Below are 24,876 nucleotides of genomic sequence, written 5' to 3'. Positions count from 1 at the left end.
ATGTGTTTGGGGATTCCGGGACGCATCACGCAAATCTGGGATGCGGCCAACGGCGCGCGGATGGCGCGGATCGCCTTTCCCGGTGAAGAGAAGACTGCCTGCTTGGCGTATCTGCCAGAGCTGCAGATCGGCGACTACACGATCGTGCACGCCGGGTTTGCCTTGACCCGCATTGACGAAGAATCGGCGCGAATCACCCTGGCGACGATGACCGAATACGGCGTGTTCGGCGATCCGGCGGTGTCGTGATGTCTACCACCACCACCGACCACGGACTGGGCGCTGACCTCGCCGCAGATCTCGCTGCGACATCGCTGACGCTGGCCCGGCGATTTTCTGCCGGAGGCACCATGTGGTGTCTGGCACCGTCTTGGCAGCCGCATGCCCAACACATCGCGGTCGAGTTCGTGCACCCGGTCATCGTTGGCAAGCGGGCGCTGCCCGCGGTTGCGCTGACCGATCCCGACCTCGTCGATGTCGTGCGAGTGTCTGTGCGTTCCGGGGACATCGTGATCGCCGTCGCGGACGCCGACGACGCCGATGTGCGGTCGGTCATGCGCAGAGCGCCGGCGTGGGGCGCCACCACCATTTGGATAGGCAGCGGCACACGTCCCTTCGACGGCGCGGCCGACCATGTGCTCTGGCTCGACGATCCAGATCCGGGATTGCCAGCGACCGGGGGGTTCGTCCTGCTGTACCACCTACTGTGGGAACTGACCCACGTCTGTTTCGAACACCCCGGCCTGCTGAATGTCGACGAGTGCACCGACGAGGTGTGCATCACCTGCAGCGACGAGGGGCGCCTCGCCGAGGTACTCGCTCCGTCGGACGGCAGTTCGGCGATGGTGCGGACCGCCAAAGGCGCCGAGAGTGTGGAGACGGTCCTCATCGGTCCGGTGTCGACCGGTGACTTGCTGCTGGTGCATGCGGGTATGGCAATCAGCCGGGTCGGGCAGGAGGTTGACGGATGAACACAACGGAATCCGGTGCCGGGACGCCCCAGGAGGCTACCAATTTCCTCTACCCGTTCATCGACTCGCAGGAAACCGATTCGGGATCGTTGCTCACGGACCTCGCCGCATCGGCGCAGGCGAAAGCGGCCGAGAGCGCCGCGTTGCGCCGGTCCTCACTGGAAGCCAATGCTGCGCTGGTGGACAGTGCGGGTGCCGAGATGGCACGGCGGTTCACCGCCGGCGGTCGGCTGTTCACATTCGGAAATGGCGGTAGCTCAACAGATTCTGCGACGTTGGCGGCGTTGTTCGCGCGGCCGCCGCTGGGCCGGCCGCTGCCGGCCTGGTGCCTGACCGCCGATCAGGCCATCCTGACTGCGTTGGGTAACGATGTCGGGTTCGAGTTGGTGTTCGCACGCCAACTGATCGCTCGTGCCGGGGCGGGCGACATCGCGATCGCCATGTCTACCAGTGGCAATTCAGCGGACCTCACGCACGCACTGCGCGAAGCCAGGCGCCGAGGCCTTTACACCATCGGCTTTGCCGGATACGACGGCGGGGCCTTCGCCAGCAGTGCCGACGTCGACGCGTGTTTCGTCGTCAGGTCGCAGAGCGTACATCGCATCCAAGAGGCGCAGGCCCTGCTCGGCTACCAACTCTGGTCCACCGTGCATAAGAAGGGGAACGTCGGCTCATGAGTAAACCAGTCAGCGACTACCGCTCGACCGGCCCGAGTTGGGCCGAGGGCGAGGTCATTGAGCGCATCGAAACGTTCCGTCGCCGCAGACCGCGGCTCCGGGACGAAATCATCACGCTGGCACATGGTGCGGGAGGAAAGTCCTCGGCGGCGCTGGTGGATGCCGTCTTCGTCGAGGCATTCCGCAACCCAGTGTTGGAGTCTCTCGATGACGGCGCAGTGATCTCGCTGCCGGAGGGGCCGCGCATGGTACTTTCCACCGACTCGTTTGTGGTGCAGCCCTTGCGCTTTCCCGGCGGATCTATCGGCCACCTCGCGGTTCACGGCACGGTCAACGACCTCGCCATGGCCGGTGCGATCCCCTCCTGGATCACGGCGGCGTTCGTGCTCGAGGAGGGTTTCCCGGTATCCGAGTTGGAAGCCATCGTCGCGGACATGGCCACCGCGGCGGCCGCAGCGGGTGTGCAGATCGTCACCGGCGATACCAAGGTGGTGCCGAGGGGCGCGGCCGACGGGCTGTTCATCACTACGAGCGGTGCCGGGATTATCCCGGCGGAGCGCGAGTTTTCTGCCACCCGGGTCTGCCCGGGGGACAAGGTGCTGCTATCCGGGTCGATGGGTGACCACGGTATGGCGGTGATGTTGGCCAGGGGCGACTTGGCGATCGATGCCGACATCCACTCCGACACCGCATCGGTCAGCGAGCTGGTGGAAGTGATGCTCGCGGCAGCACCATCCACTCGCTGGCTGCGTGACCCGACCCGCGGCGGTGTTGGCACTGTGTGCAACGAGCTGGCCCAAGCAGCCAACGTCGGGGTGGTCCTTGATGAACAGCGTCTGGTGGTGCGGCCAGACGTGGGTGGTGCCTGCGAAATGCTCGGTATAGACCCGCTTTACGTCGCCAACGAAGGAAAATTCATTGCTGTGGTCGCGCCGGATGAGGCCGATGTCGCGCTGAGTGCGTTGCGGTCGCATCCCTTGGGTACCGACGCGGCCGAGATCGGTGAGATCACCGCCGAACCGACGGCCGCTGTGCTATTGCGCACGGTGTTCGGCGGTACCAGAGTCGTCGACATGCTGGTCGGTGACCCGTTGCCGAGGATTTGTTGACAAGGTCTGCAGCGAAGAAAGGAGCGTGGCGCCATGTGCCTCGGTATTCCTGGGCGGATCGTCGAGATCACCGACGCCGCAAACTATATGGCAAAGGTAGACGTCAGTGGCGTACGTCGGATCATCAGCGTGCGATTGCTGGAGAAAGACATGCCGGAGCCCGACGACTGGGTGCTGGTTCACGTTGGCTTCGCGATGGCAAAGATCGATGAAACCGAGGCGCTGCTTACTCTCGCCGCTGTGCAGAAGCTCGGCGAAGCATACGACAGCGAGATCGAAGCCTTCGACACATCATCGATCGTCTGAAAAGGAGAGCACACATGCGATTCGTCGACGAGTTCCGTGACCCTGCGGCAGCCAGGAAACTCCTGGGAACCATAGAGTTCCTGGCCAAGGAGGGACACGATGGCGAGCCGTTCAAGTTCATGGAAGTCTGCGGTGGGCACACCCATACCATTTACCGACACGGTATCGAGCACCTGCTTCCTGAGAGTGTCGAACTGGTCCACGGCCCTGGTTGCCCGGTGTGTGTGATCCCGATGGGGCGGATCGACGATGCCATGTGGTTGGCCGCTCAGCCCGATGTGATCTTCACCTGCTTCGGTGACATGATGCGGGTGCCTGGCTCGCACGGCAGTCTGCTCGACGCAAAGGCGCGCGGAGCTGACGTCCGGTTCGTCTACTCTCCGCTGGACGCGCTCAAGATCGCTGTCGACAGCCCGGACAAACACGTGGTGTTCTTTGCCATCGGCTTCGAAACCACCGCTCCGTCCACAGCGGTAACCCTCTTGCGGGCCAGTGAACTCGGAATCACCAATTTCAGTGTGTTCTGCAATCACGTCACGATCGTTCCGCCGATCAAAGCCATTCTGGAGTCGCCCGACCTTCGGCTGTCCGGTTTCCTCGGACCTGGCCACGTTTCGACGGTGGTCGGCAACCGGCCGTACCGATTCGTTCCCGAGGTATACCGAAAGCCTCTGGTGGTAGCCGGATTCGAGCCCTTGGACATCATGTCAGCGGTGGCGATGCTGCTCCGGCAGATTCGCGAGGGGCGCTGCGAGGTGGAGAACCAGTACTCCCGTATCGTGCATCCAGAGGGCAATCCGGCCGCTCTGGCACTGCTGGGCAAGGTTTTCGCGCTACGGCCGCATTTCGAGTGGCGTGGACTCGGGTTCATCTCACAGAGTGCGCTCAAACTGCGTGACGAGTACGCAGAATTCGATTCGGAGCTTCGATTCGACATGCCCGGAGTGCGGGTCGCCGACCCCAAGGCATGTCAGTGCGGCGAGGTACTCAAAGGTGTGCTCAAGCCATGGGAGTGCAAGGTGTTCGGCACCGCCTGCACACCGGAGACACCGATCGGGACCTGCATGGTCTCGGCTGAAGGTGCTTGCGCCGCCTATTACAACTTCGGCCGGATGCACCGTGATGCGGCCCAGCTCGTAGGGCAGGCCGGGCAGGTGTGACGCAGATGGTGCAGCAGGTGAGCATCAGCGGACCGCAGATGTTCGCCCGGTATGCGTACGCGCCCAATCAGCTGGGCTATTGCGGACCGTCGGAGAGTACCGCCCTGCGCGAAGGTTCAGACAAAGCGGTCCGCGCAGTGGCGCAACGCTTCTCGGGGGCATGGCCGTATTTGCAGGTACTGTCCCGGATGACCGGAATCGCTGACCCGCTTGATCTACGTCTGGTCGAATCATATTGGTTGGGTGGAGGAGTCGCGGCATCGATCGACCCCGCTGAGTTCTATGCCGAATTGCTCGCCGTTATCGGACCGCAAGCCGGGCACTACTGGATGCACTTGACGCCGGAACTGGCCGAGGAGGCCGCTGGAAATCACTGCTTCCACGTTTTCGGTGTCTATCCTTGGTCGCGGTTGTTGGGTAAGGGGATGGACGAGCATCCGATCCACATCCTGGACAGCTGCCGCATCACGCCGGCCAAGGTGCTCAGCCGAGACGGTGATCAGGTTACTGTTCGCAGTCGGAACCTGGCGTGGGACGGCCAGGCCCTGAGTATGTCCGCTCCGGCCAACCGCATTGTCGATGTCTTCGTCGATGGGTATAGCGCGGTACCCCAGGTGGCTCCTGGCGACCGAATTGCGCTGCACTGGGGTGGCATATGCGGACGGGTGGGGACAGCGCAGGTGCGAGCCCTCGATGAGTCCACTGCGCGGCAGTTGTCGCTCACAAACCGCAGACTCGCCATGGAGATTCGGTGAGACCGCGAATTGTTCAGGCCGACGGCCAGATCGGCTTCTACTGGGTCACGCCGACGGGCACCCAGACCACCTTGCAGAGCCTTGTCGCCGAGGACGAGGAGCCCGACCGGCTCATCGCAACCCATCTCGAAGCTCTTGATGACGCGCTGATCATTGCCGCTGAACGATTCGGGGAGTATCTGGGCGGTGGAAAGACGCCTATCGAACCGACCGAACGTGAGAGCTTGCTCGACCTGCACCGTGCCCTGGACCGGTTGTGTTTCGACTACGCGACCGCACTTGAATCGGTCGCCATCACCGCGGATGTCCGCGCCGGCAAGATCATCGGCACGGCCGCCCTGTTTTCGATTCGGGCCCGGCAGCCGCTGGGTTTGCTTGGGCCGGCGCCGCTCGACGATGAACTCGACGATCCGACGCTCGGCGTCGTCAGCGGATTCGGCCAGATGCAACAGGTCGATGAGGACAGGCCGTGGAAGGGTGGACGCTGGGTCCTACGCGCCGAATCAGGACAGCGCTTCCCGTTGACGTTGTCGATGCTTCTGTTCGATAGCTCCGGGGTGAACAAGGACGCGGCCCGCACCGAACATCGTCAGGCGATCGAAGCGGTGGTCTCCTCGGCGTGCAGTGCCGAGGCTGATCCGTTTGCCGTCACATGTGCACTGGACTGGCTGCTATACGACTGGTTGATGGCGCACCGCGACGGGCCGGACAGCGCCGAGATCGTATTTCCGAAAGGCCATGACTCCGATGCGCGAATGATCGTTGCCGCCTCGGCCGCTTCGGTGGCCGCCAGGGCCACGTTTGATCCCGGCCTGGTCGGCCTGTCGCAGACACCGCACTGAATCTATCCCTCCTCGAATCACCTGGCGTATCCCCCATCTTGGGGTCAACCCTTCGTCGTCCGGCCGGTAGACAGTTCAGAACGAGGTAATCCCGCCGCCGGCGGTCCAGGTTGCATCACTTCGGCACAACGTCAGTGCATCGTCTGTCGCGCAGGAGGGCTGCAGGTATGGGAATGGGAATCTATGTGCCGATCCTGGTTCTCGGCGCGATTGCCGCCGCATTCGCGGTGGGCTCAGTGGGTATTGCGTTACTGATCGGTCCGCGCAGATTCAACCGGGCCAAACTGCAGGCGTACGAGTGTGGCATCGAACCGGCCCAACACGCGCTGGGGATGGGCCGATTTCCCATCAAGTTTTACGTGACCGCAATGCTGTTCATCGTCTTCGATATCGAGATCGTATTTCTGTACCCGTGGGCTGTGGCGTTTGACCAGCTGGGGATCTTTGCCCTGGTCGAGATGGCGTTGTTCATGGCAGTGGTCTTCGTGGCGTACGGCTATGTGTGGCGGCGGGGTGGGCTGGAATGGGATTAGAGGAGCAGCTGCCTGGCGGGATCATATTGTCGACCGTGGAAAAGATGGCTGGATACGTTCGGAAAAATTCGTTGTGGCCGGCAACGTTCGGCTTGGCGTGCTGCGCGATCGAGATGATGTCAACGGCCTCACCGCGATTCGATATTGCCAGGTTCGGCATGGAGCGGTTCTCGGCGACCCCTCGCCAGGCCGATCTGATGATCGTTGCGGGCCGTGTCAGCCAGAAAATGGCTCCGGTGTTGCGGCAGGTGTACGACCAGATGGCGGAACCGAAATGGGTTTTGGCAATGGGTGTTTGCGCATCTTCTGGTGGAATGTTCAACAACTACGCGATAGTCCAGGGCGTCGACCATCTAGTGCCGGTGGATATCTACCTGCCTGGATGTCCACCGCGTCCAGAAATGTTACTGCATGCAATTATCAAGCTGCACAGCAAGATTCAACAAATGCCATTGGGCGTGCACCGCGAAGAGGTGGTCGCCGCGGTTGAGCAGGCGTCACTGGCGTCCACGTCGAGCCCAAAGACTGACCGAGGTGCACGATGAGCAACCGAAGCGGAGTTGGCCGCGGAATGTTCGGCGTCGCCGGCAGCGGTGACACGTCGGGTTACGGCCGCTTGGTGCCCCCGGTGAACCGGCCGAGCAGCTCGCCACGTCCCTACGGTGGCTATTTCGACGACATCGTCGACCGGTTGGTCGAAATCCTGGGCGGCCGGGGATCGTTCGAGACCAGTGTCGAGCGCGTCATGGTGCACCGCGACCAACTTACTCTGTGCGTGCACCGATGGCAGCTGCCCCGGCTCGCAGTACACCTGCGCGATGACGAGGCATTGCGATTCGAACTGTGCGCCGGTGTGTCCGGCGTCCACTATCCGGACGAGGCCGGTAGTGAGCTTCGTGCCGTCTACCCATTGATGTCGATCACCCACAATCGGCGTATTCAGTTAGAAGTCTCTGCACCGCAGAACGACCCGCGCATTCCATCATTGTTCGCGCTCTATCCCACCACCGACTGGCACGAGCGGGAGACCTATGACTTTTTCGGGATCATCTTCGATGGACATCCGGCGCTGACCCGGATCGAGATGCCTGACGACTGGGTCGGCCATCCCCAACGCAAGGACTACCCGCTCGGCGGTGTTCCCGTCCAGTATCACGGTGCCCAGATCCTGCCCCCCGATCAGCGGAGGTCATACCACTGATGACCGAAATACCCGAAATGACGGTCACCGTGGCCGGGCAGGATTGGGACGAGATCGTGGCGGCAGTCCGCGACGCAGGCCCGAGCGCAGCCTCGGCCGAGCGAATCGTGGTCAATATGGGTCCACAGCACCCGTCCACTCACGGTGTGCTTCGGTTGATCCTGGAGATCGAAGGTGAGACGGTCACCGAGGCTCGCTGCGGCATTGGCTATCTGCACACCGGAATCGAGAAGAACCTCGAGTATCGCACCTGGGCACAGGGCGTCACGTTCGTCACCCGGATGGATTATCTGTCACCGTTCTTCAACGAAACTGCCTATTGCCTCGGTGTCGAGAAGCTACTCGGCATCAGCGACGATATCCCTGAACGCGCCAGCGTGATCCGGGTGATGCTGATGGAGCTCAACCGCATCTCATCGCATCTGGTGTCACTGGCCACCGGTGGGATGGAGTTGGGCGCGATGAGCGCGATGTTCTACGGCTTTCTCGCCCGGGAGGACATCCTCAAGGTATACGAGGCAATCACCGGTCTGCGGATGAATCACGCCTACATCCGGCCCGGGGGACTGGTCGCCGACCTGCCAGACAACGGTCTCGACCAGGTTCGCGAGCTGCTGAGGACGTTACCGGGTCAACTCAGAAAGCTGGAGGATCTGCTGCGGCGGAACTCGATCTGGAAATCGCGCAACCAAGGCGTCGGCCATCTGGACCTCACCGCCTGTATGGCGTTGGGGGTCACCGGACCGGTACTGCGCGCCACCGGCTTGCCCCATGATCTGCGCCGGTCACAACCCTACTGCGGCTACGAGACATACGAATTCAATGTGATCACCGGTGAGAACTCCGACTGCTACGACCGTTTCGTGATCCGCGTCGACGAAATGAAGGAATCGCTGAAGATCGTGCAACAGTGTGTAGATCGGTTGGAGGCCGGGCCGGTGATGATCTCGGACAGAAAGCTGGCCTGGCCGGCCGATCTCACGCTCGGTCCAGACGGATTAGGTAACTCACCCGAGCACATCGCCCGGATCATGGGGCGCTCGATGGAGGGGCTGATCCACCATTTCAAGCTCGTGACCGAGGGGATCCAGGTCCCGCCGGGCCAGGTGTACGTGGCGGTGGAATCGCCGCGGGGTGAGCTCGGCGTGCACATGGTGTCAGACGGCGGGACTCGTCCCTACCGGGTGCACTACCGAGATCCATCGTTCACGAATTTGCAAGCGGTAGCCGCGATGTGCGAGGGCGGTATGGTCGCCGACGTGATCGCCGCGGTGGCGTCGATCGACCCGGTGATGGGAGGTGTGGACCGATGAGTGAAGTGTTTCTGAAGTTAGTCCCGCGGCCGCAAGAGCCGGCCCATCCCATCGGCGGACCGAGACACTACCCCGGGGATGTAACGGCACGGTTGGCTGCTGACGCGGCCACGATCATCGCAAAGTATCCACAGCCGCGGTCCGCGCTGCTACCGCTGCTGCATCTGGTACAGAGCCACGACGGGTATCTGGCCGCGGCCGGTGTCGACTTCTGCGCCCGACAACTCGATCTCACCGATGCCGAGGTGGCCGCGGTCGCCACGTTCTACTCGATGTACCGGCGTTTTCCGACCGGTAAGTACTTGGTGGGCGTATGCACCAACACGTTGTGCGCGATCATGGGCGGCGACGCGATCATCGAAGCGCTGCAGGACCATCTGGGAATCAGTGTCGGGCAGACCACCAATGACGGCCAGGTGACGCTGGAACACGTCGAATGCAATGCCGCCTGCGATTACGCGCCGGTCGTAATGGTCAATTGGCACTTCTTCGACAACCAGACGCCTTGCCAGGCAAGGGAACTCGTCGACCAACTGTGTCGTGGCGATGTCGTCACGTCCAGCCGGGGTGGCCCGGTGTGTGACTTCAGCACTACTGCCCGGTGTCTCGCGGGTCTGCCGGAGCGCCAGCACGAAAGGAGTGGTGGTGAGCCGGGCGCGGCGACACTGGCCGGACTCAAGGTCGCGCGAGAGCTTGGCATGACCGCCAGATACCCGCACACACGACAGAACCGGAAGGGCCGATGACGCTCGCAAGCACGCCGCAAACATCTCTCACACCGGTGTTGAGTGGATTCTGGGACGAACCGCAGCCATGGTCGCTGGACACCTACCGTCGACACGACGGCTATCTTGCCATGGCTAAGGCGCTGGCCATGAATCCCGACGATGTCATTGCGTTGGTCAAGGATTCGGGCCTGCGTGGGCGCGGTGGCGCCGGCTTCTCGACGGGGACCAAATGGTCGTTCATCCCACAGGGGCGCAATGGCCCAGGGGCCGACCATGACACACCGCATTACCTGGTGGTGAACGCCGATGAGTCTGAACCGGGTACCTGCAAAGATATCCCGCTGCTGATGACTACACCGCACTTTCTCATCGAGGGCATCATCATTGCCGCGTACGCGATCCGTGCGCATCACGCATTCATCTACCTGCGCGGCGAGGTGCTGCCGGCATTACGCCGGTTGCGGACCGCCGTCGAAGAGGCTTATGACGCTGGGCTTTTGGGTCATGATATCGACGGATCCGGATTCGATCTGGATGTGATCGTGCATGCCGGCGCGGGCGCCTACATCTGCGGTGAGGAGACGGCGCTGCTGGACTCCCTGGAAGGCCGCCGCGGCCAACCCCGGCTGCGTCCACCATTCCCCGCGCAGGCTGGCTTGTACGGCTGCCCCACGGTGGTCAACAATGTCGAGTCCATCGCGAGCGTCCCGCCGATCCTGCTCCATGGGGATGGATGGTTCGCCTCGATGGGATCGGAGGGGTCGCCGGGTTTCACGCTGTATTCGTTGTCCGGCCATGTAACCCGTCCCGGCCAGTACGAGGCACCGCTCGGTATCACCCTGCGCGAGCTGCTGAACTACGCCGGCGGGGTCCGCGCCGGTCACACCTTGAAGTTCTGGACCCCGGGCGGGTCATCGACACCATTGTTGACCGCTGAACATTTGGATGTGCCATTGGACTACGAAGGTATGGCCTCGGTCGGCTCCATGCTGGGTACCAAGGCGCTGCAGATTTTCGATGAAACCACGTGTGTGGTGCGAGCGGTGCGGCGCTGGACCCAGTTCTATGCCCACGAGTCATGCGGCAAGTGCACCCCTTGCCGTGAGGGCACATACTGGTTGTCACAGATCTATGAGCAGTTGGAGACGGGCTCTGGAACAACGACGGACCTCGCCAAGCTCCTCGACGTCTCCGACACCATGATCGGAAAATCCTTTTGCGCCTTGGGAGATGGTGCGGCAATGCCGATCATTTCATCGATCAAGTACTTCCGTGCCGAGTACGAGGCCCATATCGGCCGTGGGTGTCCGTTTGATCCCCACGCCGCGACATTGATGGCGACCGAAGACGCAACCGTGTCGGGCAGTGGAAGGGGCGGTTGTGACGTCAGCTGAATCCACCAGGGGCAACTCCGCGCTGGAGATGGTGTCGCTGACCATCGACGACCACCAGATCGTCGTGCCTACAGGTACATTGGTAATCCGCGCCGCAGAGCTCATGGGAATCCAGATTCCTCGATTCTGCGATCATCCGCTACTGGATCCGGTAGGGGCATGCCGGCAATGCCTGGTCGAGGTCGAAGGACAACGCAAGCCACTGGCGTCGTGCACCACAGCGGTGACCGAGGACATGGTGGTGCGTACCCAATTCAGTTCCGCGACCGTCGATGATGCCCAGCGCGGGGTGATGGAACTGTTACTGATCAACCATCCGCTGGACTGCCCGGTGTGCGACAAGGGTGGGGAATGCCCCCTTCAAAATCAGGCCATGTCCAGCGGCGGTCCAGAGACTCGATTCGATGGTGCCAAGCGGACGTACCCGAAGCCGATCAACTTGTCCACACAGGTGTTGCTGGACCGGGAACGCTGTGTGCTGTGTGCCCGATGCACCCGGTTCTCCGAGCAGATCGCCGGAGACCCTTTCATCGAGATGCTCGAACGCGGTGCACAGCAGCAGGTGGGAACCGCGTCGGGTCAGCCGTTCGAGTCGTATTTCTCGGGTAACACCGTACAGATTTGCCCGGTCGGGGCGCTGACCGGCACCGCATACCGGTTCCGGGCTCGACCGTTCGACCTGGTGTCCAGCCCCAGCGTGTGCGAACACTGTGCGTCCGGATGCGTTCAGCGCACCGACCACCGGCACGGAAGAGTGCTGCGGCGACTGGCCGGTGACGACCCCGACGTCAATGAGGAATGGAACTGCGACAAGGGGCGGTGGGCGTTCAGCTATCCGACCGTCGGTGATCGGATCACCACACCGTTGCTGCGCGATACCGAGGGCGTTTTGCGTCCGGCCGCGTGGTCGGAGGCGATCGGGTTCGCTGCCGAGGGGTTGGCCGCCGCCAAGGGTCGAGCGGGAGTTCTGGTCGGGGGAAGGCTCACCGTCGAAGACGCTTATATGTACAGCAAATTTGCCAGAATCGTGCTGGGCACAAACGATATCGATTTCCGCGCACGTCCGCACTCGGCGGAGGAAGCCGAGTTCTTGGCAGCCCGCGTCGCGGGTACCCCGATGACGGTGACCTATGCGGACCTCGAGAGGGCGCCGACCGTCCTGTTGGTCGGCTTCGAGCCAGAAGAAGAAGCGCCGATCGTGTTCCTGCGGCTGCGCAAGGCCGTGCGAAAGAACGGCCTTGCCGTAATAGCTGTCGCACCTTTCGCCACAACAGGACTCACCAAATGCAATGGCCGGTTGGTCATGACAGCACCGGGCAACGAGGCCTCCGCACTTGAGGCGTTGTCCACAGAACTTCCTGACGGAACCATCATCTTGGCCGGTGAGCGGTTGGCGACCAGTACGGGTGCCTACTCGGCGGTGGCCCGACTTGCCGATAGCGTCGGGGCATCGGTGGCCTGGATCCCGCGGCGGGCCGGCGACCGGGGAGCTCTGGAGGCCGGTTGTCTGCCGAACTTGCTGCCGGGTGGCCGGCCGGTGTCGGACAGCCGAGCCCGCGAGCAGACCGCCAGTGCATGGCGTACCGACGGCCTGCCCACCACCCCGGGGCGGGATACTGGTGGGATCCTGATGGCGGCCGCGCAAAGGGAGATCACCGCCCTGCTGGTCGCGGGCGTAGAGCCCGGCGACCTACCGGACCCTGCGGGCGCGGTCGGCGCGTTGTCTGACGGTCCGTTCGTGGTGAGCCTGGAAATGCGCGAAAGCGCTGTCACCGAACGGGCTGACGTCGTTCTGCCCGTCTCCCCGGTGGTGGAGAAAACGGGCTCCTTCCGCAACTGGGAGGGCCGTGTCCGACAGTTCAGGGCCGCGACACCTAGCAACGCAAACTCGGATCTGCGTGTCCTCCATATTCTGGCGGAACGGATCGGGGTGGACCTTGCGTGCCCGACACCAGTTGCAGCCGCAGCCGAACTGTCCGCTCTCGGCAGTTGGTCGGGAAGGCGTCCCGCCACCCCCGATGTCGCTGCGAATCCACCCATCTCACCAGTGCCAGGCCAGGCACTCCTCGCAGGATGGCGGATGTTGTTGGACTCCGGCCGATTACAGGATGGTGAACCGCATCTGGCTGGTACTGCACGGACCACTGTGGTGCGGCTGTCGCCCCGCACCGCAGCTGAGATCGGTGCGAGCGACGGCGACCCGGTGACGGTGCGAACCGACCACGGATCGATCACCCTGCCGCTGGTTCGAACCGATATGCCGGACCGCGTGGTCTGGCTCCCGGTGAACTCATCGGGTTGCGCCGTACGCGCCCAACTCGGGGCGGGTTCTGGCGAGGTCGTCGATATCGAGCGGGGGGCCATATGATGACCCCGACCGACCTCAGCGTATTCGGGCTCGATCCGTGGTGGCTCATCCTTGCCAAAGCGCTGGCCATTTTCGTCTTCCTGCTTGTGACGGTGTTGGTCGCAATCCTGTTGGAACGCAAAGTATTGGGCCGGATGCAGATGCGCTTCGGCCCAAACCGGGTCGGGCCGAACGGGATGCTGCAGTCTTTGGTCGACGGGATCAAGCTTGCCCTCAAGGAAGGTCTGATCCCGTCCGGCGCAGATAAGCCGGTCTATCTATTGGCCCCGATCGTCGCGGTCATCCCGGCGTTCATGGCGTTCGCAGTCATACCGATGGGTCCAGTGGTTTCGGTGTTCGGCCACAACACACCGTTGCAGCTGACCGACCTTCCGGTGGCGGTGCTCTATATCCTTGCCGTCACATCGATCGGCGTGTACGGAATCGTGTTGGCGGGCTGGTCATCGGGCTCCACCTACCCACTGCTGGGCGGGTTACGTTCAGCCGCACAGGTGGTGTCTTACGAAATCGCCATGGCGCTGTCTTTTGCGAGTGTGTTCCTGCTCGCCGGCACCATGTCTACCTCCGGTATCGTTGCCGCCCAGGACGGTACCTGGTATGCCGTGCTGTTATTACCTTCCTTCGTCGTGTATCTGATCGCGATGGTCGGTGAGACCAACCGGGCTCCTTTTGATCTGCCGGAGGCAGAGGGGGAGCTGGTCGGCGGATTCCACACCGAGTACTCATCGCTCAAGTTCGCAATGTTCATGCTTGCGGAGTACGTCAACATGACCACGGTTTCGGCACTGGCCGCCACGATGTTCCTCGGCGGCTGGCGTGCGCCGTGGCCGGTCAGCATCTGGGATGGTGCGGTCGGCGGTTGGTGGCCGCTGGTCTGGTTCGTCATCAAGGTGTGGACGTTCCTGTTCGTGTTCATCTGGCTGCGCGCCACGCTTCCGCGGATGCGTTACGACCAGTTCATGGCGATCGGCTGGAAACTACTCATCCCGGTGTCGCTGGCCTGGATAATGATGGTCGCCGTACTGAAATCCGTTGGCCGCAACGGTGTCATCCCGATGCTTATCTCGAGCACACTGTTATTGGTGTCGATCTGGCTGATGCTCCGTTTCCGGCGGGGCCAACAAGACCACCAGCAGGCGCTGGCACGAACCTCGGTGGTCGGCCATACCGGACTGTTTCCGGTCCCTCTTTTACCGAGGCCGAACGCAGCCGTCACGATGCCGCCCTACGTCGCCAACGGCACACCGATCCACAACGGTAAGCCGATTCGAAACGGCGCCGTTCTGACCAAGGGAGAAGACCGCCATGTCTAAGTTCACCAGTGCGGTCGCCGGATTCGGAGTGACATTCCTATCGTTGTTCAAAAGGCCGGTGACGGAAAGTTATCCGGAAGACCCCGAGCCGACCGCTCCGCGTTATCACGGTCGCCATCAATTGAACCGCTACGCCGACGGTCTGGAGAAATGCATTGGATGCGAACTATGCGCGTGGGCCTGCCCGGCGGATGCCATCTATGTGGAGGGCGCGGACAACACCGATGGCCGCCGGTTCTCACCGGGGGAACGTTTCGCGCAGGTGTACCAGATCAATTATTTGCGATGCATCGGTTGTGGATTGTGCATCGAAGCTTGCCCTACGCGTGCGCTCACCATGACGAATGAGTATGAAATGGCCGATGACAATCGATCCGACCTCATATACGGCAAGGACGACCTGTTGGCTCCACTTCTGGAGGGAATGCTGACTCCTCCCCATGCCATGGTCGCGGACGCAACGGACGAGGACTACTACCGCGGAAACATCACCGGCGCCGCGGCGGACCACCGGGAAGCGAGGTCGAGCTCATGAGTATCGAGGCATCGGCGGCAGTGTTGGCCGCAGCGCCAGTCGTGCGGACCTCGACCGGGGAGGCCGTCGTGTTCTGGATCGTCGGTGCTTTGGCGTTGACCGGAGCTCTCGGTGTGGTGTGCGCGCGGAAGGCGGTGTACTCGGCCACCTTCCTGGCAGCCACGATGATCAGTCTCGCCGTGTTGTACATCGCTGCGGGAGCGCCGTTCTTGGGTGTGGTTCAGGTAGTCGTCTACACCGGCGCCGTCATGATGCTGTTCCTGTTCGTCGTCATGCTGGTCGGTGTCGAATCGGCGGAGTCATTGGTTGAAACCATTCGGGGGCAACGGGTTGCGGTCATGACCGTGGGTGCGGGGTTCGGAGTCCTGTTGATCGCAGGTATCGGTCGAGCGTCAACCGCGGTTACCGCGGGACCGGCAACGGTCACGCCGACGGTCGGGAGCGACCATCTCGCCGGCCAGGAGAACGTTCAAGGCCTTGCCGCGCTCATCTTCGTCAGGTACCTGTGGACGTTCGAGCTCACCAGTGCACTGCTCATCACCGCGGCACTGGGGGCGATGGTGATGGCTCACCGGGAGCGCTTCTCCCGTCGCAAAACTCAACGTGAACTCGCTGCGGAGCGTTTCCGATCCGGTGGATATCCGACCCCGTTGCCGGCCCCCGGCGTCTACGCACAGCACAACGCGGTCGACATCCCGGCCCTGCTGCCCGACGGTAGGCCGGCTGAGCTGTCGGTCAGCAGGACTCTGCAACGTCGCGGCGTGGTGTTGCGACTGCTGGTCGCTGAACCTGAGAGATGCCGGAGCACATTCACCGAAGAGGGTGTGCGATGAACCCGGTCAACTACCTATATCTGTCGGCATTGCTGTTCACGATCGGTGCGGCCGGAGTTTTGTTGCGGCGCAATGTCCTTGTGATGTTCATGTGTGTGGAGTTGATGTTGAACGCCGCAAACCTGGCCTTCGTGGGGTTCTCCCGGATCAACGGCTACCTCGATGGTCAGGTGGTGGCCTTCTTCACCATGGTGGTCGCCGCCTGCGAGGTGGTGGTGGGCTTGGCGATCATCATGGCGGTGTTCCGTACCAGGCGTTCGACCAGCGTGGACGATGCGAATCTGCTGAAGCATTGAGGGGGCGGCGATGACGATGGTGTGGATGTTGATCATGTTGCCGCTGGCCGGGTCGGTGGTCCTGCTTCTGGGTGGCAAGAAGGCGAACAACTGGGGTGACTGGCTGGGGTGCACCGCCGCGTTGGCATCGTTTGCCGTTGCTACCGTGTTGTTTGCCGACCTTCTGCGGCGCGATGCCCATGATCGGGTGATCCACGAAACACTTTTCTCCTGGGTGCCGGTGGCACGACTGCAGGTCGACTTCGGGCTGCAACTGGACGCATTGTCCGTGTGTTTCGTGCTGCTGATCACCGGTGTGGGTTCGCTGATCCACATTTACTCCATCGGATATATGGCCGCGGATCCCGGCCGCAGATTGTTCTTTGCCTATCTCAACCTCTTCCTTGCCGCCATGCTTCTGCTGGTACTGGCCGACAACTATCTCGGGCTCTACTTCGGTTGGGAGGGCGTCGGTCTGGCGTCCTACCTGTTGATCGGGTTTTGGTCGCACAAGTCTTCGGCGGCTACTGCGGCCAAGAAGGCGTTCATCGTCAACCGGGTCGGCGATGTCGGTTTGGTGATCGCGATCATGGCCATGTTCGCCGCGGTCGGGTCCATCTCATATACGGGGGTTTTCGCCGCAGCTCCAGCCTTATCGGAGACCACCCTCACCGTCGTGGGGTTATTGCTGTTGTTGGCAGCCTGCGGCAAGAGCGCGCAAGTTCCGCTGCAGTCCTGGCTTGGCGATGCGATGGAGGGCCCCACCCCAGTGTCGGCGCTTATTCACGCGGCCACGATGGTGACAGCGGGTGTATACCTGATCGTTCGTTCCGGTCCGCTGTTCAACCTGGCTCCCGCGGCTCAACTGGCGGTGGCGATCGTGGGCGCAGTCACGCTGTTGTTCGGAGCGATCATCGGCTGCGCCAAGGACGACATCAAAAAGGCCTTGGCCGCGTCCACCATGAGTCAGATCGGCTACATGGTGCTGGCGGCTGGACTCGGACCGGCGGGTTACGCGGTGGCGATCATGCATCTACTGGCGCACGGCTTGTTCAAAGCCGGCCTTTTCCTCGGCGCCGGATCGGTAATGCACGCCATGAACGATGAGGTCAACATGCGGCACTACGGGGGGCTGCGCAAACTGCTGCCCGTCACGTTTGTCACTTTCGGGATCGGCTATCTGGCCATCATCGGTGTTCCACCTTTTGCCGGGTTCTTCTCCAAAGACGCCATCATCGAAACCGCCTTTGCCGCTGGCGGAGTACGCGGATGGCTGTTTGGCGGCGCGGCCCTGGTGGGTGCCGGGATCACCGCGTTCTACATGACAAGGGTGATGCTGCTCACGTTCTTCGGTCGGGCGCGCTGGCGCCCCGACACGCATCCACACGAATCACCGGCGGTCATGACGTGGCCGATGATCGTGTTGGCCTTCGGATCGGTCGTGGGTGGCGCGGCGCTCAGCCTCGGCGGGGCACTGAAGCATTGGCTAGAACCGGTCGTTGGCAGTCACCACGTCCACCATGCGGTGCCGGTCTGGGTGATGACGATCATCACGTTGTCGGTCGTGGCGACCGGCATCGTCATCGCCTACTTCGGATACGCCGCCCGACCGGTGAGCCCCATCGCTACCGGGTGGGTGTCCACGCCGACCGTTGCTGCCCGTAAGGATCTTTACGGCGACGCGGTCAACGAGGCCGTCTTCATGCGCCCGGGTCGCGCACTGAGCCGCTCGCTGGCGACCCTCGACATCCGAGGAATCGACGGTATGGTCACTGGATTGGCGCAAGCTATCGGCATTGCCTCGGCACGAATCCGCCTGCTGCAGAATGGGTTCGTCAGATCCTACGGACTTGGTGTACTCATCGGCGTGACGGTGATTATCGCGGCCATGAGTTTGGCGAGGCTATGATGAGTCAGTTTCCGTGGTTGAGCGTGCTATGGGTGGTTCCGGTTGTCGGGGCCGGTTTCGTGATGACCCTGCCGCGTCACGCCCGTGATCTGGCGAAGTGGGTCGGGGTAGCGGTCTCGGTCGCCACGGTCGCCGTCGCGGCACTGGTCACCGCGCAGTTCCAGACCTCGGGCGATCGATATCAGTTTGTCGAAAGCCACTCCTGGATCCCCTCATTCGGCGTTGGTTACATCGTCGGGGTCGACGGCATCGCGCTGGTTCTCATCATTCTGACCGTCGTCGTGGTGCCTGTGGTGTTGTTGGCCGGCTGGCATGACGGTGCCAATGAGGGTCGGTCCACCCACGCATATGTGGCCCTGACCCTTCTGCTCGAGGGCATGGTACTGATCTCACTGATGGCGCTGGATGTGCTGCTGTTCTTCATGTTCTTCGAGGTCATGCTGGTACCGCTGTACTTCCTGATCGGTGTATTCGGTGGTGAGCGCCGCGGCAAGGCTGCCCTGAAATTTCTGCTGTACAACCTGTTCGGTGGTCTGATCATGCTTGCGGCGGTGATCGTGCTGTATGTGGCGACGCTGACCAACGGTCTCGGTAGTGAGACCGCGGGAACATTCGATCTTCGGACGATCGCCGCCGCGGTGGCCAACGGCGAGCTCTTGGTCAACCCCGCGGTGCTGAACATGATGTTCTTGGGGTTCATGCTCGCATTCGCGATCAAGGCACCGCTGTGGCCGTTTCACAGTTGGTTGCCCGACGCCGCGGTGGAGGCCACGCCGGCGACCGCGGTACTCATGATGGCGGTCGTCGATAAGGTCGGCACTTTCGGCATGCTGCGCTACTGTCTGCAGTTGTTTCCGCAACCCTCAACATATTTCCGTCCGGCCATCATCGCGCTGGCCGTTACAGCGATTATCTACGGCGCCATCGTGGCCATCGGCCAGACAGATGTGATGCGCCTGATCGCCTACACCTCGATATCGCACTTCGGGTTCATCGTGATGGGCATATTCGTGATGACGAGCGAAGGGCAGTCAGGTTCGACCTTGTACATGGTCAACCACGGCATCGCGACCGCTGCCCTGTTCCTCATCGCCGGGTTCTTGGTGTCACGGCGGGGAACCCGTGCGATCGCTGCGTATGGCGGTGTGCAGAAGGTCGCCCCGGCGTTGGCCGGCACCTTCCTGGTGGCGGGCATGGCCACGTTGGCACTGCCTGGTCTGGCACCGTTCATAAGCGAATTTCTGGTCTTGGTAGGAACATTCACCCGCTATCCGATCTTTGCGGTGTTGGCATCGGTGGCTTTGGTGCTCTCGGCCGTCTACATCCTGTGGCTCTATCAGCGGATGATGACCGGGCCTGTCACCGACGGTAATGAGAAGCTTCGCGACTTGGTGCCGCGCGAGATCGCCGTGGTCAGCCCACTTATCGCCCTCCTCATCGTTCTTGGCTTTTATCCCAAACCGGCACTTGATCTCATCAACCCTGCGGTCGCCCACACGTTGACGAGCATCGGTCAGCAGGATCCACAGCCGACGGTGCCGACAGCAGCGGAAGGATCTGACCCATGACAATGTTGCTGAGCCTGCCCGCTCCGAGCATCGAATATAGCTGGCTCTCACCGATGTTGATGGTCTTCGGGGCGGCCGTCATCGGGGTTGCGGTCGAGGCATTCGCGCCGACCCGCCGCCGTTACCGTATCCAGCTGACCCTGTGCCTGGGCGCATTGCTGGCGGCTTTGGTTGCAGTCATGGCACTGGCGCTCACCGGCGCCCATGGGGCCGCGGTGGTCGGCGCGGTCGCCGTTGACGGGCCGACACTGTTTCTCCAGGGCCTCATCCTGCTGATCGGTGTGCTGGCCCTTCTGCTGATCGCTGAGCGCCGCAGCTCCGGTGGTTTGGATGCCTTCACTCCCCAGGCGTCGGCGGTTCCCGGCAGCGTCGCCCAGATCGAGGCGACCCAGGTTCGGGCCATGCAGACCGAGGTGTTTCCGCTGACGATGTTCGCACTCGGCGGCGTGCTGCTGTTCCCGGCGGCCAATGACCTGTTGACGATGTTCATCGCGCTGGAGGTGTTCTCATTTCCGTTGTACCTGTTGTGCGGGCTGGCGCGACACCGTCGGGTGTTGTCCCAGGAAGCATCCCTCAAGTACTTCCTGTTGGGTGCTTTCTCGTCGGCAATCTTCCTCTATGGCATGGCGATGCTGTACGGGCACGCCGGAACGTTGTCCTTGACCGGTATCGCTGAGGTGCTCGCCAGCGGCGCCGGTCACGGTGGGCTCGCAGTGGTGGGCATGGGCCTGTTGTCGGTCGGGGTGTTCTTCAAGGTTGGTGCTGTGCCGTTCCATTCCTGGATCCCCGACGTTTATCAGGGTGCGCCCACCGCGATCACCGCGTTCATGGCCGCCGCCACCAAGATCGCTGCCTTCGGCGCCATGTTGCGCATCTTCTACGTCGCATTACCCGGCCTGCAGGCCGGCTGGCGTCCGCTGACGTGGGCGGCGGCGATCGTGACCATGGTCGCGGGTTCGGTCATGGTCGTCGTCCAGACCGACATCAAGCGGATACTGGCTTACTCCGCGATCGCCCAGGCGGGGTTCATTCTCATCGGGGTTGCTGCAGCAAACGTGGCTGGGCTCTTTTCGACGTTGTTTTATCTGGTGGCGTACGGCTTGGCCACCTTGGGCGCGTTCGCTGTCGTGACGTTGGTCCGCGCTGCCGGTGGCGAGGAGGACACCGACATCGCCAGCTGGGCCGGCTTGGGTCGGCGCGCCCCGCTGCTCGGTGCGGCGTTCACGATCTTCCTGCTGGCGTTTGCCGGGGTTCCACTCACCAGCGGTTTCATCGCGAAATTCGCCGTGTTCAAGGCGGCAGGTGAAGGCGGCGCAATCCCGCTGGTCGTCGTCGGTGTCATCGCAAGTGCCGTCGCGGCATTCGTTTACGTGCGCGTGATTGTCGTCATGTATTCGGCAACGCCGTACCGTGATGGCCTGCCTCAGGTGGTGGTACCTGGTTCGATGACCCGCGTCGCGATTTTGGCAGGTGCCACCGCGACGGTGCTGTTCGGGGTGCTGCCGCAGTCCTTGCTGGCCTTGGCAGGCAATACCGGAGGTTTCCTGAACTGAGCCCCGGCAGGCGAACCGGCCGGGGCTCAGTCGGCGAAAAATGGCTATCGAAGGCCGAGTTCGGCCATGCGCCGGTCCCGTAAGCGCAGCACCATCGGTGTGAAGATCAGCTGCATCGCCAGATCCATTTTGCCGCCGGGACACACGATGGTGTTCGCGCGGGTCATGAACGAACCATGAAGCATCGAAAGCAGATACGGGAAGTCGATACCGTGCGGATCACGAAACCGAATGATCAGCATCGACTCGTCGGCCGTTGGGATGGCTCTGGCGATGAAGGGGTTGGATGTGTCGACGACAGGCACGCGCTGGAAGTTGACGTCGGTGTTCGAAAACTGGGGACAGATGTAGTTCAGATAGTCCGGCATCCGGCGAAGGATCGTGTCGGTAACGGCTTCTGAGCTATACCCACGCGTCAGCTTGTCCCGATGCAACTTCTGGATCCACTCCAGGTTGATCACCGGCACAACGCCTATGCGCAAGTCCGCGTAGGCCGCGACGTTGACTTCGTCGGTTGCAACAGCACCATGCAGGCCCTCGTAGAAGAGCATGTCGGTGTTGTCCGGTATGGCCTCCCACGGCGTGAACGTTCCCGGATCCTGCCCGTAGGGCTCGGCTTCCTTCTCGTCGTGCAGATACCGTCGAACCTTTCCGGTCCCTGTTTCACCGTAGGTCTGAAACAGATCCTGGAGTTCCTCGAACAGGTTTGCGTCGGGTCCGAAGTGGCTGAAGCTGTGGTCGCCCCGGGCGTAGGCGTCCGCGATGGCAGCCTTCATTTCTGCACGGTTGAAGCGGTGGAAGCTGTCACCCTCGACGAAAGCCACGCGCACCTGCTCACGGCGGAAGATCTGCTCGAAGGTGCGCATCACCGACGTGGTGCCGGCGCCAGACGACCCGGTAACCGAAATGATCGGATGCAGACGAGACACGGATCTCTCCTTCCTCAGCCAACCGTGGCGCGGAACAGTCCGCGACGGCCGTACAGCGGCAAATCCCCGGGGTTGTCATTGCTTTCCAGGTGGTAGCTTTCGATCCGTTCCACTTCCTCTTTCACGCCAAAGATCAACGGCACGCGCTGGTGGATGTGCTCTGGAACGACATCGCGTATGCGGCCACGCCCGGTGCTGGCCGCGCCGCCTGCCTGCTCGATCAGGAACGCCACCGGGCTGGCCTCGTACAGAAGTCTCAGACGACCGGGCTTGCTGGCGTCTTTTGTATCGCGCGGATAGAGGAAAACGCCTCCTCGCGTGAGTATTCGGTGTGTCTCGGCCACGAGGGAGGCGACCCAACGCATGTTGAAGTCCCGTCCCCGAGGTCCCGACCGGCCCGCCAGACACTCGTCGATATACCGCCGCACGGCCGGTTCCCAGAATCGCCGGTTGGAGGCGTTGATCGCGAACTCTTTCGCAGTGGGTGGAATAAGTATGGATTCACGAGTCAGGATGAACTCTCCGAGTCCGGGATCCAATGTGAAGGCGTGCACGCCGGTCCCCACCGTGAGCACAAGCACCGTTGACGGCCCATAGAGGGCGTACCCGGCACACACCTGCTCGGCCCCGGGCTGCAGAAAGTCCTCGGGACTGGGGTCGGCACCCGGATGGGCAGCCCGCAGGATCGAAAATATGCTGCCCACTGAGACATTGACATCGATGTTCGATGACCCATCCAACGGGTCGAATATCAGCAGGTACTTGCCGCGTGGGTACTCCCCGGGAAGCAGATAGGGATGGTCGAGCTCCTCGGACGCCATCCCGGCGACCTGGCCACCCCATTCGTTGGCCCGCAGGAAGTAATCGTTGGCCACCACGTCGAGCTTGTGCTGGACTTCGCCCTGGACATTCACCCCGCCGGCGGAACCGACGGCGCCAGCTAGCTCCCCGACCGCGACACGCTTGGAGATTGCCTTACACGCAAGCGCCACACTGAGTATCAGGCCGTTGAGGTCACCGCTCGCGCTCGGATGCTCGCGTCTCTCGTTGATCAGGAACTGCACAAGGGTCGTGTGAGAAGCAAGCATGAGCCGTTCCTTGCATCGAGTTGGTCACTTGGGGTCGCCGCACCCGGGCAACCGGGATCAATCTGATATTGCTGGCACGGTGCGTTACGGCCATCCCCCATGTGGGTGGGGTAGGCGGGGAATCTGAGCGGCAACATTTCCCGGTGCCGAACTCCGGCTTAGCATCACCGCCATGAAGGAGCCGAGGGTGCTGGCCGCCCGTGAACGAATGCGGGTTCTGGTCTACAGCGACAACGCAGCGACTCGCGGTCAGGTGCTCACCGGTTTGGGCTCACGTCCACACCCAGGACTCCCAGAGGTCGAGTATGTCGAGGCCGCAACGCATGCGGCGGCGATCGCGCTGGTGCATACAGGCAACATTGGGCTGGCCATACTCGACGGCGAGGCCACCCCCGCGGGCGGCATGGCCATCGCGAAACAGGTGCGGAACGAAGTCGACGAATGTCCGCCGATCATCGTTCTCATCGGACGATCAGAGGACGGATGGTTAGCGCGCTGGGCGCAGGCCGATGCGGTGGTGGTGCACCCGCTGGACGCGATCCGGCTCGCTGAAGCTCTGGCCGCGTTGGTACTGAGCGCGTGAGCCCGTTCGTGGCTCGAAACGTCTGACGTGTCCGTTTGGCTGAAGTAAACAGCGCGATGTCGATGATGAATGCTCGATAGACAGTTGTGCATCACGCTGGCAACATTCCTGTCGGACTGCTGCTACGGCACCGTAACGATTGAACAGAGACGAAATACGTTATCCCCTGGAGGTTGCGGTGTCAGATGTCAAGAGCGTTGCGGGGGCCGACCTTGTCATCGACGCACACCGAGCTACCCGGCCGAGCATCCATCCTCGCCGCACCGCACCGAACCCTCGCAGGCGTCGGGCACCATCGCATGTGCAGCGCGCCGACTGCCTGGTTTTCGATGGAATCGTTGAGACGGCCTGGGTTTCGGGTCCAAGCCACGGATCTCCAGTGGTGCTACTGACCCGGCTGCCGAGTCCGTTGGACGCCGTATGCCAACGCCTGCGCATCGCGGATCTACGCACTGTTGTCATCGACATTGACGATCGGATGACCGTTGACACAGTGGTAGGGATACTCGATGCGATCGGCGTGAAATGTGCCGTGCTGGCCGGAGACCGGGGCGGTGGTGAGTTGGCGTGGAGGCTGGCCGCGGCCCGTCCGGATCGCTTCACCGGGTTGGTGGTGATCGATGTCGGTCACCCCGAAGTAGCTGGCCGACCGTGCTTCGCCCACGGCGTGCCTTGTCCGCCAATCAACGTCAATACCACAGCCATAGTGAGTAATTCAGATGCGCTGGACGCGGTACACGCCAGCGGACGTTACATTTGCGGCGATTTCCGGTTAGTACGGTCGTCGCGGCATGCACCATACTTCATAGCTCAGGTTGCCTCCGAGATCGTGCTGCGATCCGCCGTCTGGTAATCATCGATGTACCCCAACGCTGCGCTGGCGCATCGAACGGAAACAGACCTCCTCCAACAAAGAAAGGCACGGACGTGACG

26 protein-coding genes are annotated in these 24,876 nt (G+C 62.3%); 23 read left to right on the top strand and 3 right to left on the bottom strand.

The genetic code is table 11. The annotated features are described in order from the left end of the window. From ABQE89_RS25475 to nuoN, 22 genes are all read left to right on the top strand, one after another. The gene (locus ABQE89_RS25475) at nt 1–249 is read left to right on the top strand and encodes a HypC/HybG/HupF family hydrogenase formation chaperone (RefSeq protein WP_069406938.1); all 249 of its coding nucleotides are present in this window, start codon (nt 1–3) and stop codon (nt 247–249) included. Beyond that, nucleotides 249–971 carry a hydrogenase assembly protein HupF gene (locus ABQE89_RS25470; RefSeq protein WP_069406937.1) on the top strand — a complete coding sequence of 241 codons (723 nt, stop codon included), beginning with the start codon at nt 249–251 and terminating at the stop codon, nt 969–971. The genes ABQE89_RS25475 and ABQE89_RS25470 overlap by 1 nt, the downstream gene beginning before the upstream one ends. Further along, nucleotides 968–1,648, top strand: coding sequence for a D-sedoheptulose-7-phosphate isomerase (locus tag ABQE89_RS25465; protein ID WP_069406936.1), 681 nt, complete (start codon nt 968–970; stop codon nt 1,646–1,648). Before ABQE89_RS25470 ends, ABQE89_RS25465 begins: the two co-directional genes overlap by 4 nt. Next, complete coding sequence (hypE, locus tag ABQE89_RS25460) at nt 1,645–2,757, top strand: hydrogenase expression/formation protein HypE (protein ID WP_069406935.1); 1,113 nt, start codon at nt 1,645–1,647, stop codon at nt 2,755–2,757. Before ABQE89_RS25465 ends, hypE begins: the two co-directional genes overlap by 4 nt. A gap of 33 nt (nt 2,758–2,790) precedes the next feature. Continuing rightward, nucleotides 2,791–3,063, top strand: a complete 273-nt coding sequence (locus ABQE89_RS25455; protein ID WP_064929219.1) for a HypC/HybG/HupF family hydrogenase formation chaperone — start codon at nt 2,791–2,793, stop codon at nt 3,061–3,063. A 14-nt stretch (nt 3,064–3,077) separates the two neighbouring features. Next, entirely contained in the window at nt 3,078–4,223 is a 1,146-nt protein-coding gene (gene hypD / locus ABQE89_RS25450; RefSeq protein WP_064929221.1) for a hydrogenase formation protein HypD, read from the top strand. A 5-nt stretch (nt 4,224–4,228) separates the two neighbouring features. Continuing rightward, entirely contained in the window at nt 4,229–4,978 is a 750-nt protein-coding gene (locus ABQE89_RS25445) for a DUF6390 family protein (RefSeq protein WP_064929227.1), read from the top strand. Continuing rightward, nucleotides 4,975–5,820 (top strand): hypothetical protein, encoded by an 846-nt coding sequence (locus ABQE89_RS25440; RefSeq protein ID WP_448421873.1) that lies wholly within the window; start codon nt 4,975–4,977, stop codon nt 5,818–5,820. The genes ABQE89_RS25445 and ABQE89_RS25440 overlap by 4 nt, the downstream gene beginning before the upstream one ends. Before the next feature lie 173 nt (nt 5,821–5,993). Beyond that, nucleotides 5,994–6,353, top strand: a complete 360-nt coding sequence (locus ABQE89_RS25435; protein ID WP_448421901.1) for an NADH-quinone oxidoreductase subunit A — start codon at nt 5,994–5,996, stop codon at nt 6,351–6,353. Continuing rightward, nucleotides 6,344–6,898: a NuoB/complex I 20 kDa subunit family protein gene (locus tag ABQE89_RS25430; protein WP_448421871.1), complete on the top strand. Its 555-nt coding sequence runs from the start codon at nt 6,344–6,346 to the stop codon at nt 6,896–6,898. The genes ABQE89_RS25435 and ABQE89_RS25430 overlap by 10 nt, the downstream gene beginning before the upstream one ends. Next, nucleotides 6,895–7,554, top strand: coding sequence for an NADH-quinone oxidoreductase subunit C (locus ABQE89_RS25425; RefSeq protein ID WP_069407688.1), 660 nt, complete (start codon nt 6,895–6,897; stop codon nt 7,552–7,554). Before ABQE89_RS25430 ends, ABQE89_RS25425 begins: the two co-directional genes overlap by 4 nt. After that, a complete protein-coding gene (gene nuoD / locus ABQE89_RS25420) occupies nt 7,554–8,867 on the top strand; it encodes an NADH dehydrogenase (quinone) subunit D (protein ID WP_069407687.1) in 1,314 nt (437 codons plus the stop codon). Before ABQE89_RS25425 ends, nuoD begins: the two co-directional genes overlap by 1 nt. Then, nucleotides 8,864–9,613 (top strand): NADH-quinone oxidoreductase subunit NuoE, encoded by a 750-nt coding sequence (gene nuoE, locus ABQE89_RS25415; RefSeq protein ID WP_448421869.1) that lies wholly within the window; start codon nt 8,864–8,866, stop codon nt 9,611–9,613. Before nuoD ends, nuoE begins: the two co-directional genes overlap by 4 nt. Beyond that, nucleotides 9,610–10,989, top strand: coding sequence for an NADH-quinone oxidoreductase subunit NuoF (gene nuoF, locus ABQE89_RS25410; RefSeq protein WP_448421867.1), 1,380 nt, complete (start codon nt 9,610–9,612; stop codon nt 10,987–10,989). Before nuoE ends, nuoF begins: the two co-directional genes overlap by 4 nt. Next, a complete protein-coding gene (locus ABQE89_RS25405; RefSeq protein WP_448421865.1) occupies nt 10,976–13,357 on the top strand; it encodes an NADH-quinone oxidoreductase subunit G in 2,382 nt (793 codons plus the stop codon). The genes nuoF and ABQE89_RS25405 overlap by 14 nt, the downstream gene beginning before the upstream one ends. Then, nucleotides 13,357–14,670, top strand: a complete 1,314-nt coding sequence (nuoH, locus tag ABQE89_RS25400; protein WP_082933229.1) for an NADH-quinone oxidoreductase subunit NuoH — start codon at nt 13,357–13,359, stop codon at nt 14,668–14,670. Before ABQE89_RS25405 ends, nuoH begins: the two co-directional genes overlap by 1 nt. Continuing rightward, a complete protein-coding gene (gene nuoI, locus ABQE89_RS25395; protein WP_064928410.1) occupies nt 14,663–15,205 on the top strand; it encodes an NADH-quinone oxidoreductase subunit NuoI in 543 nt (180 codons plus the stop codon). The genes nuoH and nuoI overlap by 8 nt, the downstream gene beginning before the upstream one ends. Beyond that, nucleotides 15,202–16,038 (top strand): NADH-quinone oxidoreductase subunit J, encoded by an 837-nt coding sequence (locus ABQE89_RS25390; protein WP_448421863.1) that lies wholly within the window; start codon nt 15,202–15,204, stop codon nt 16,036–16,038. Before nuoI ends, ABQE89_RS25390 begins: the two co-directional genes overlap by 4 nt. Next, nucleotides 16,035–16,334 (top strand): NADH-quinone oxidoreductase subunit NuoK, encoded by a 300-nt coding sequence (gene nuoK / locus ABQE89_RS25385; protein ID WP_064927453.1) that lies wholly within the window; start codon nt 16,035–16,037, stop codon nt 16,332–16,334. The genes ABQE89_RS25390 and nuoK overlap by 4 nt, the downstream gene beginning before the upstream one ends. A 10-nt stretch (nt 16,335–16,344) precedes the next feature. Beyond that, on the top strand, nt 16,345–18,222 hold the full coding sequence (gene nuoL, locus ABQE89_RS25380) for an NADH-quinone oxidoreductase subunit L (RefSeq protein WP_448421861.1): 1,878 nt from the start codon (nt 16,345–16,347) through the stop codon (nt 18,220–18,222). Further along, entirely contained in the window at nt 18,219–19,790 is a 1,572-nt protein-coding gene (locus ABQE89_RS25375) for an NADH-quinone oxidoreductase subunit M (protein ID WP_448421859.1), read from the top strand. The genes nuoL and ABQE89_RS25375 overlap by 4 nt, the downstream gene beginning before the upstream one ends. Further along, on the top strand, nt 19,787–21,343 hold the full coding sequence (gene nuoN / locus ABQE89_RS25370) for an NADH-quinone oxidoreductase subunit NuoN (RefSeq protein WP_082933146.1): 1,557 nt from the start codon (nt 19,787–19,789) through the stop codon (nt 21,341–21,343). The genes ABQE89_RS25375 and nuoN overlap by 4 nt, the downstream gene beginning before the upstream one ends. A gap of 44 nt (nt 21,344–21,387) precedes the next feature. Here nuoN and ABQE89_RS25365 read toward each other — a convergent pair whose 3' ends face one another. Both ABQE89_RS25365 and ABQE89_RS25360 read right to left on the bottom strand, forming a co-directional pair. After that, nucleotides 21,388–22,272, bottom strand: a complete 885-nt coding sequence (locus tag ABQE89_RS25365; RefSeq protein WP_069407690.1) for a phosphoribulokinase — start codon at nt 22,270–22,272, stop codon at nt 21,388–21,390. Nucleotides 22,273–22,286: 14 nt separating this feature from the next. Continuing rightward, the gene (locus ABQE89_RS25360; protein WP_064928016.1) at nt 22,287–23,360 is read right to left on the bottom strand and encodes a class 1 fructose-bisphosphatase; all 1,074 of its coding nucleotides are present in this window, start codon (nt 23,358–23,360) and stop codon (nt 22,287–22,289) included. A gap of 172 nt (nt 23,361–23,532) precedes the next feature. Between ABQE89_RS25360 and ABQE89_RS25355 the strand changes: the two genes are divergently transcribed. Further along, nucleotides 23,533–23,943, top strand: coding sequence for a hypothetical protein (locus ABQE89_RS25355; protein ID WP_064928015.1), 411 nt, complete (start codon nt 23,533–23,535; stop codon nt 23,941–23,943). A gap of 445 nt (nt 23,944–24,388) precedes the next feature. Here the strand turns inward: ABQE89_RS25355 and ABQE89_RS25350 are convergent, their stop codons facing one another. Beyond that, nucleotides 24,389–24,607, bottom strand: coding sequence for a hypothetical protein (locus ABQE89_RS25350; RefSeq protein ID WP_064928014.1), 219 nt, complete (start codon nt 24,605–24,607; stop codon nt 24,389–24,391). Between the last annotated feature and the right edge of the window lie 269 nt (nt 24,608–24,876).

This window comes from Mycolicibacterium sp. XJ1819 (assembly GCF_053483675.1).
Note: the sequence above shows the minus strand (reverse complement) of the source record. Positions and strands in the feature narration are given on the sequence as shown.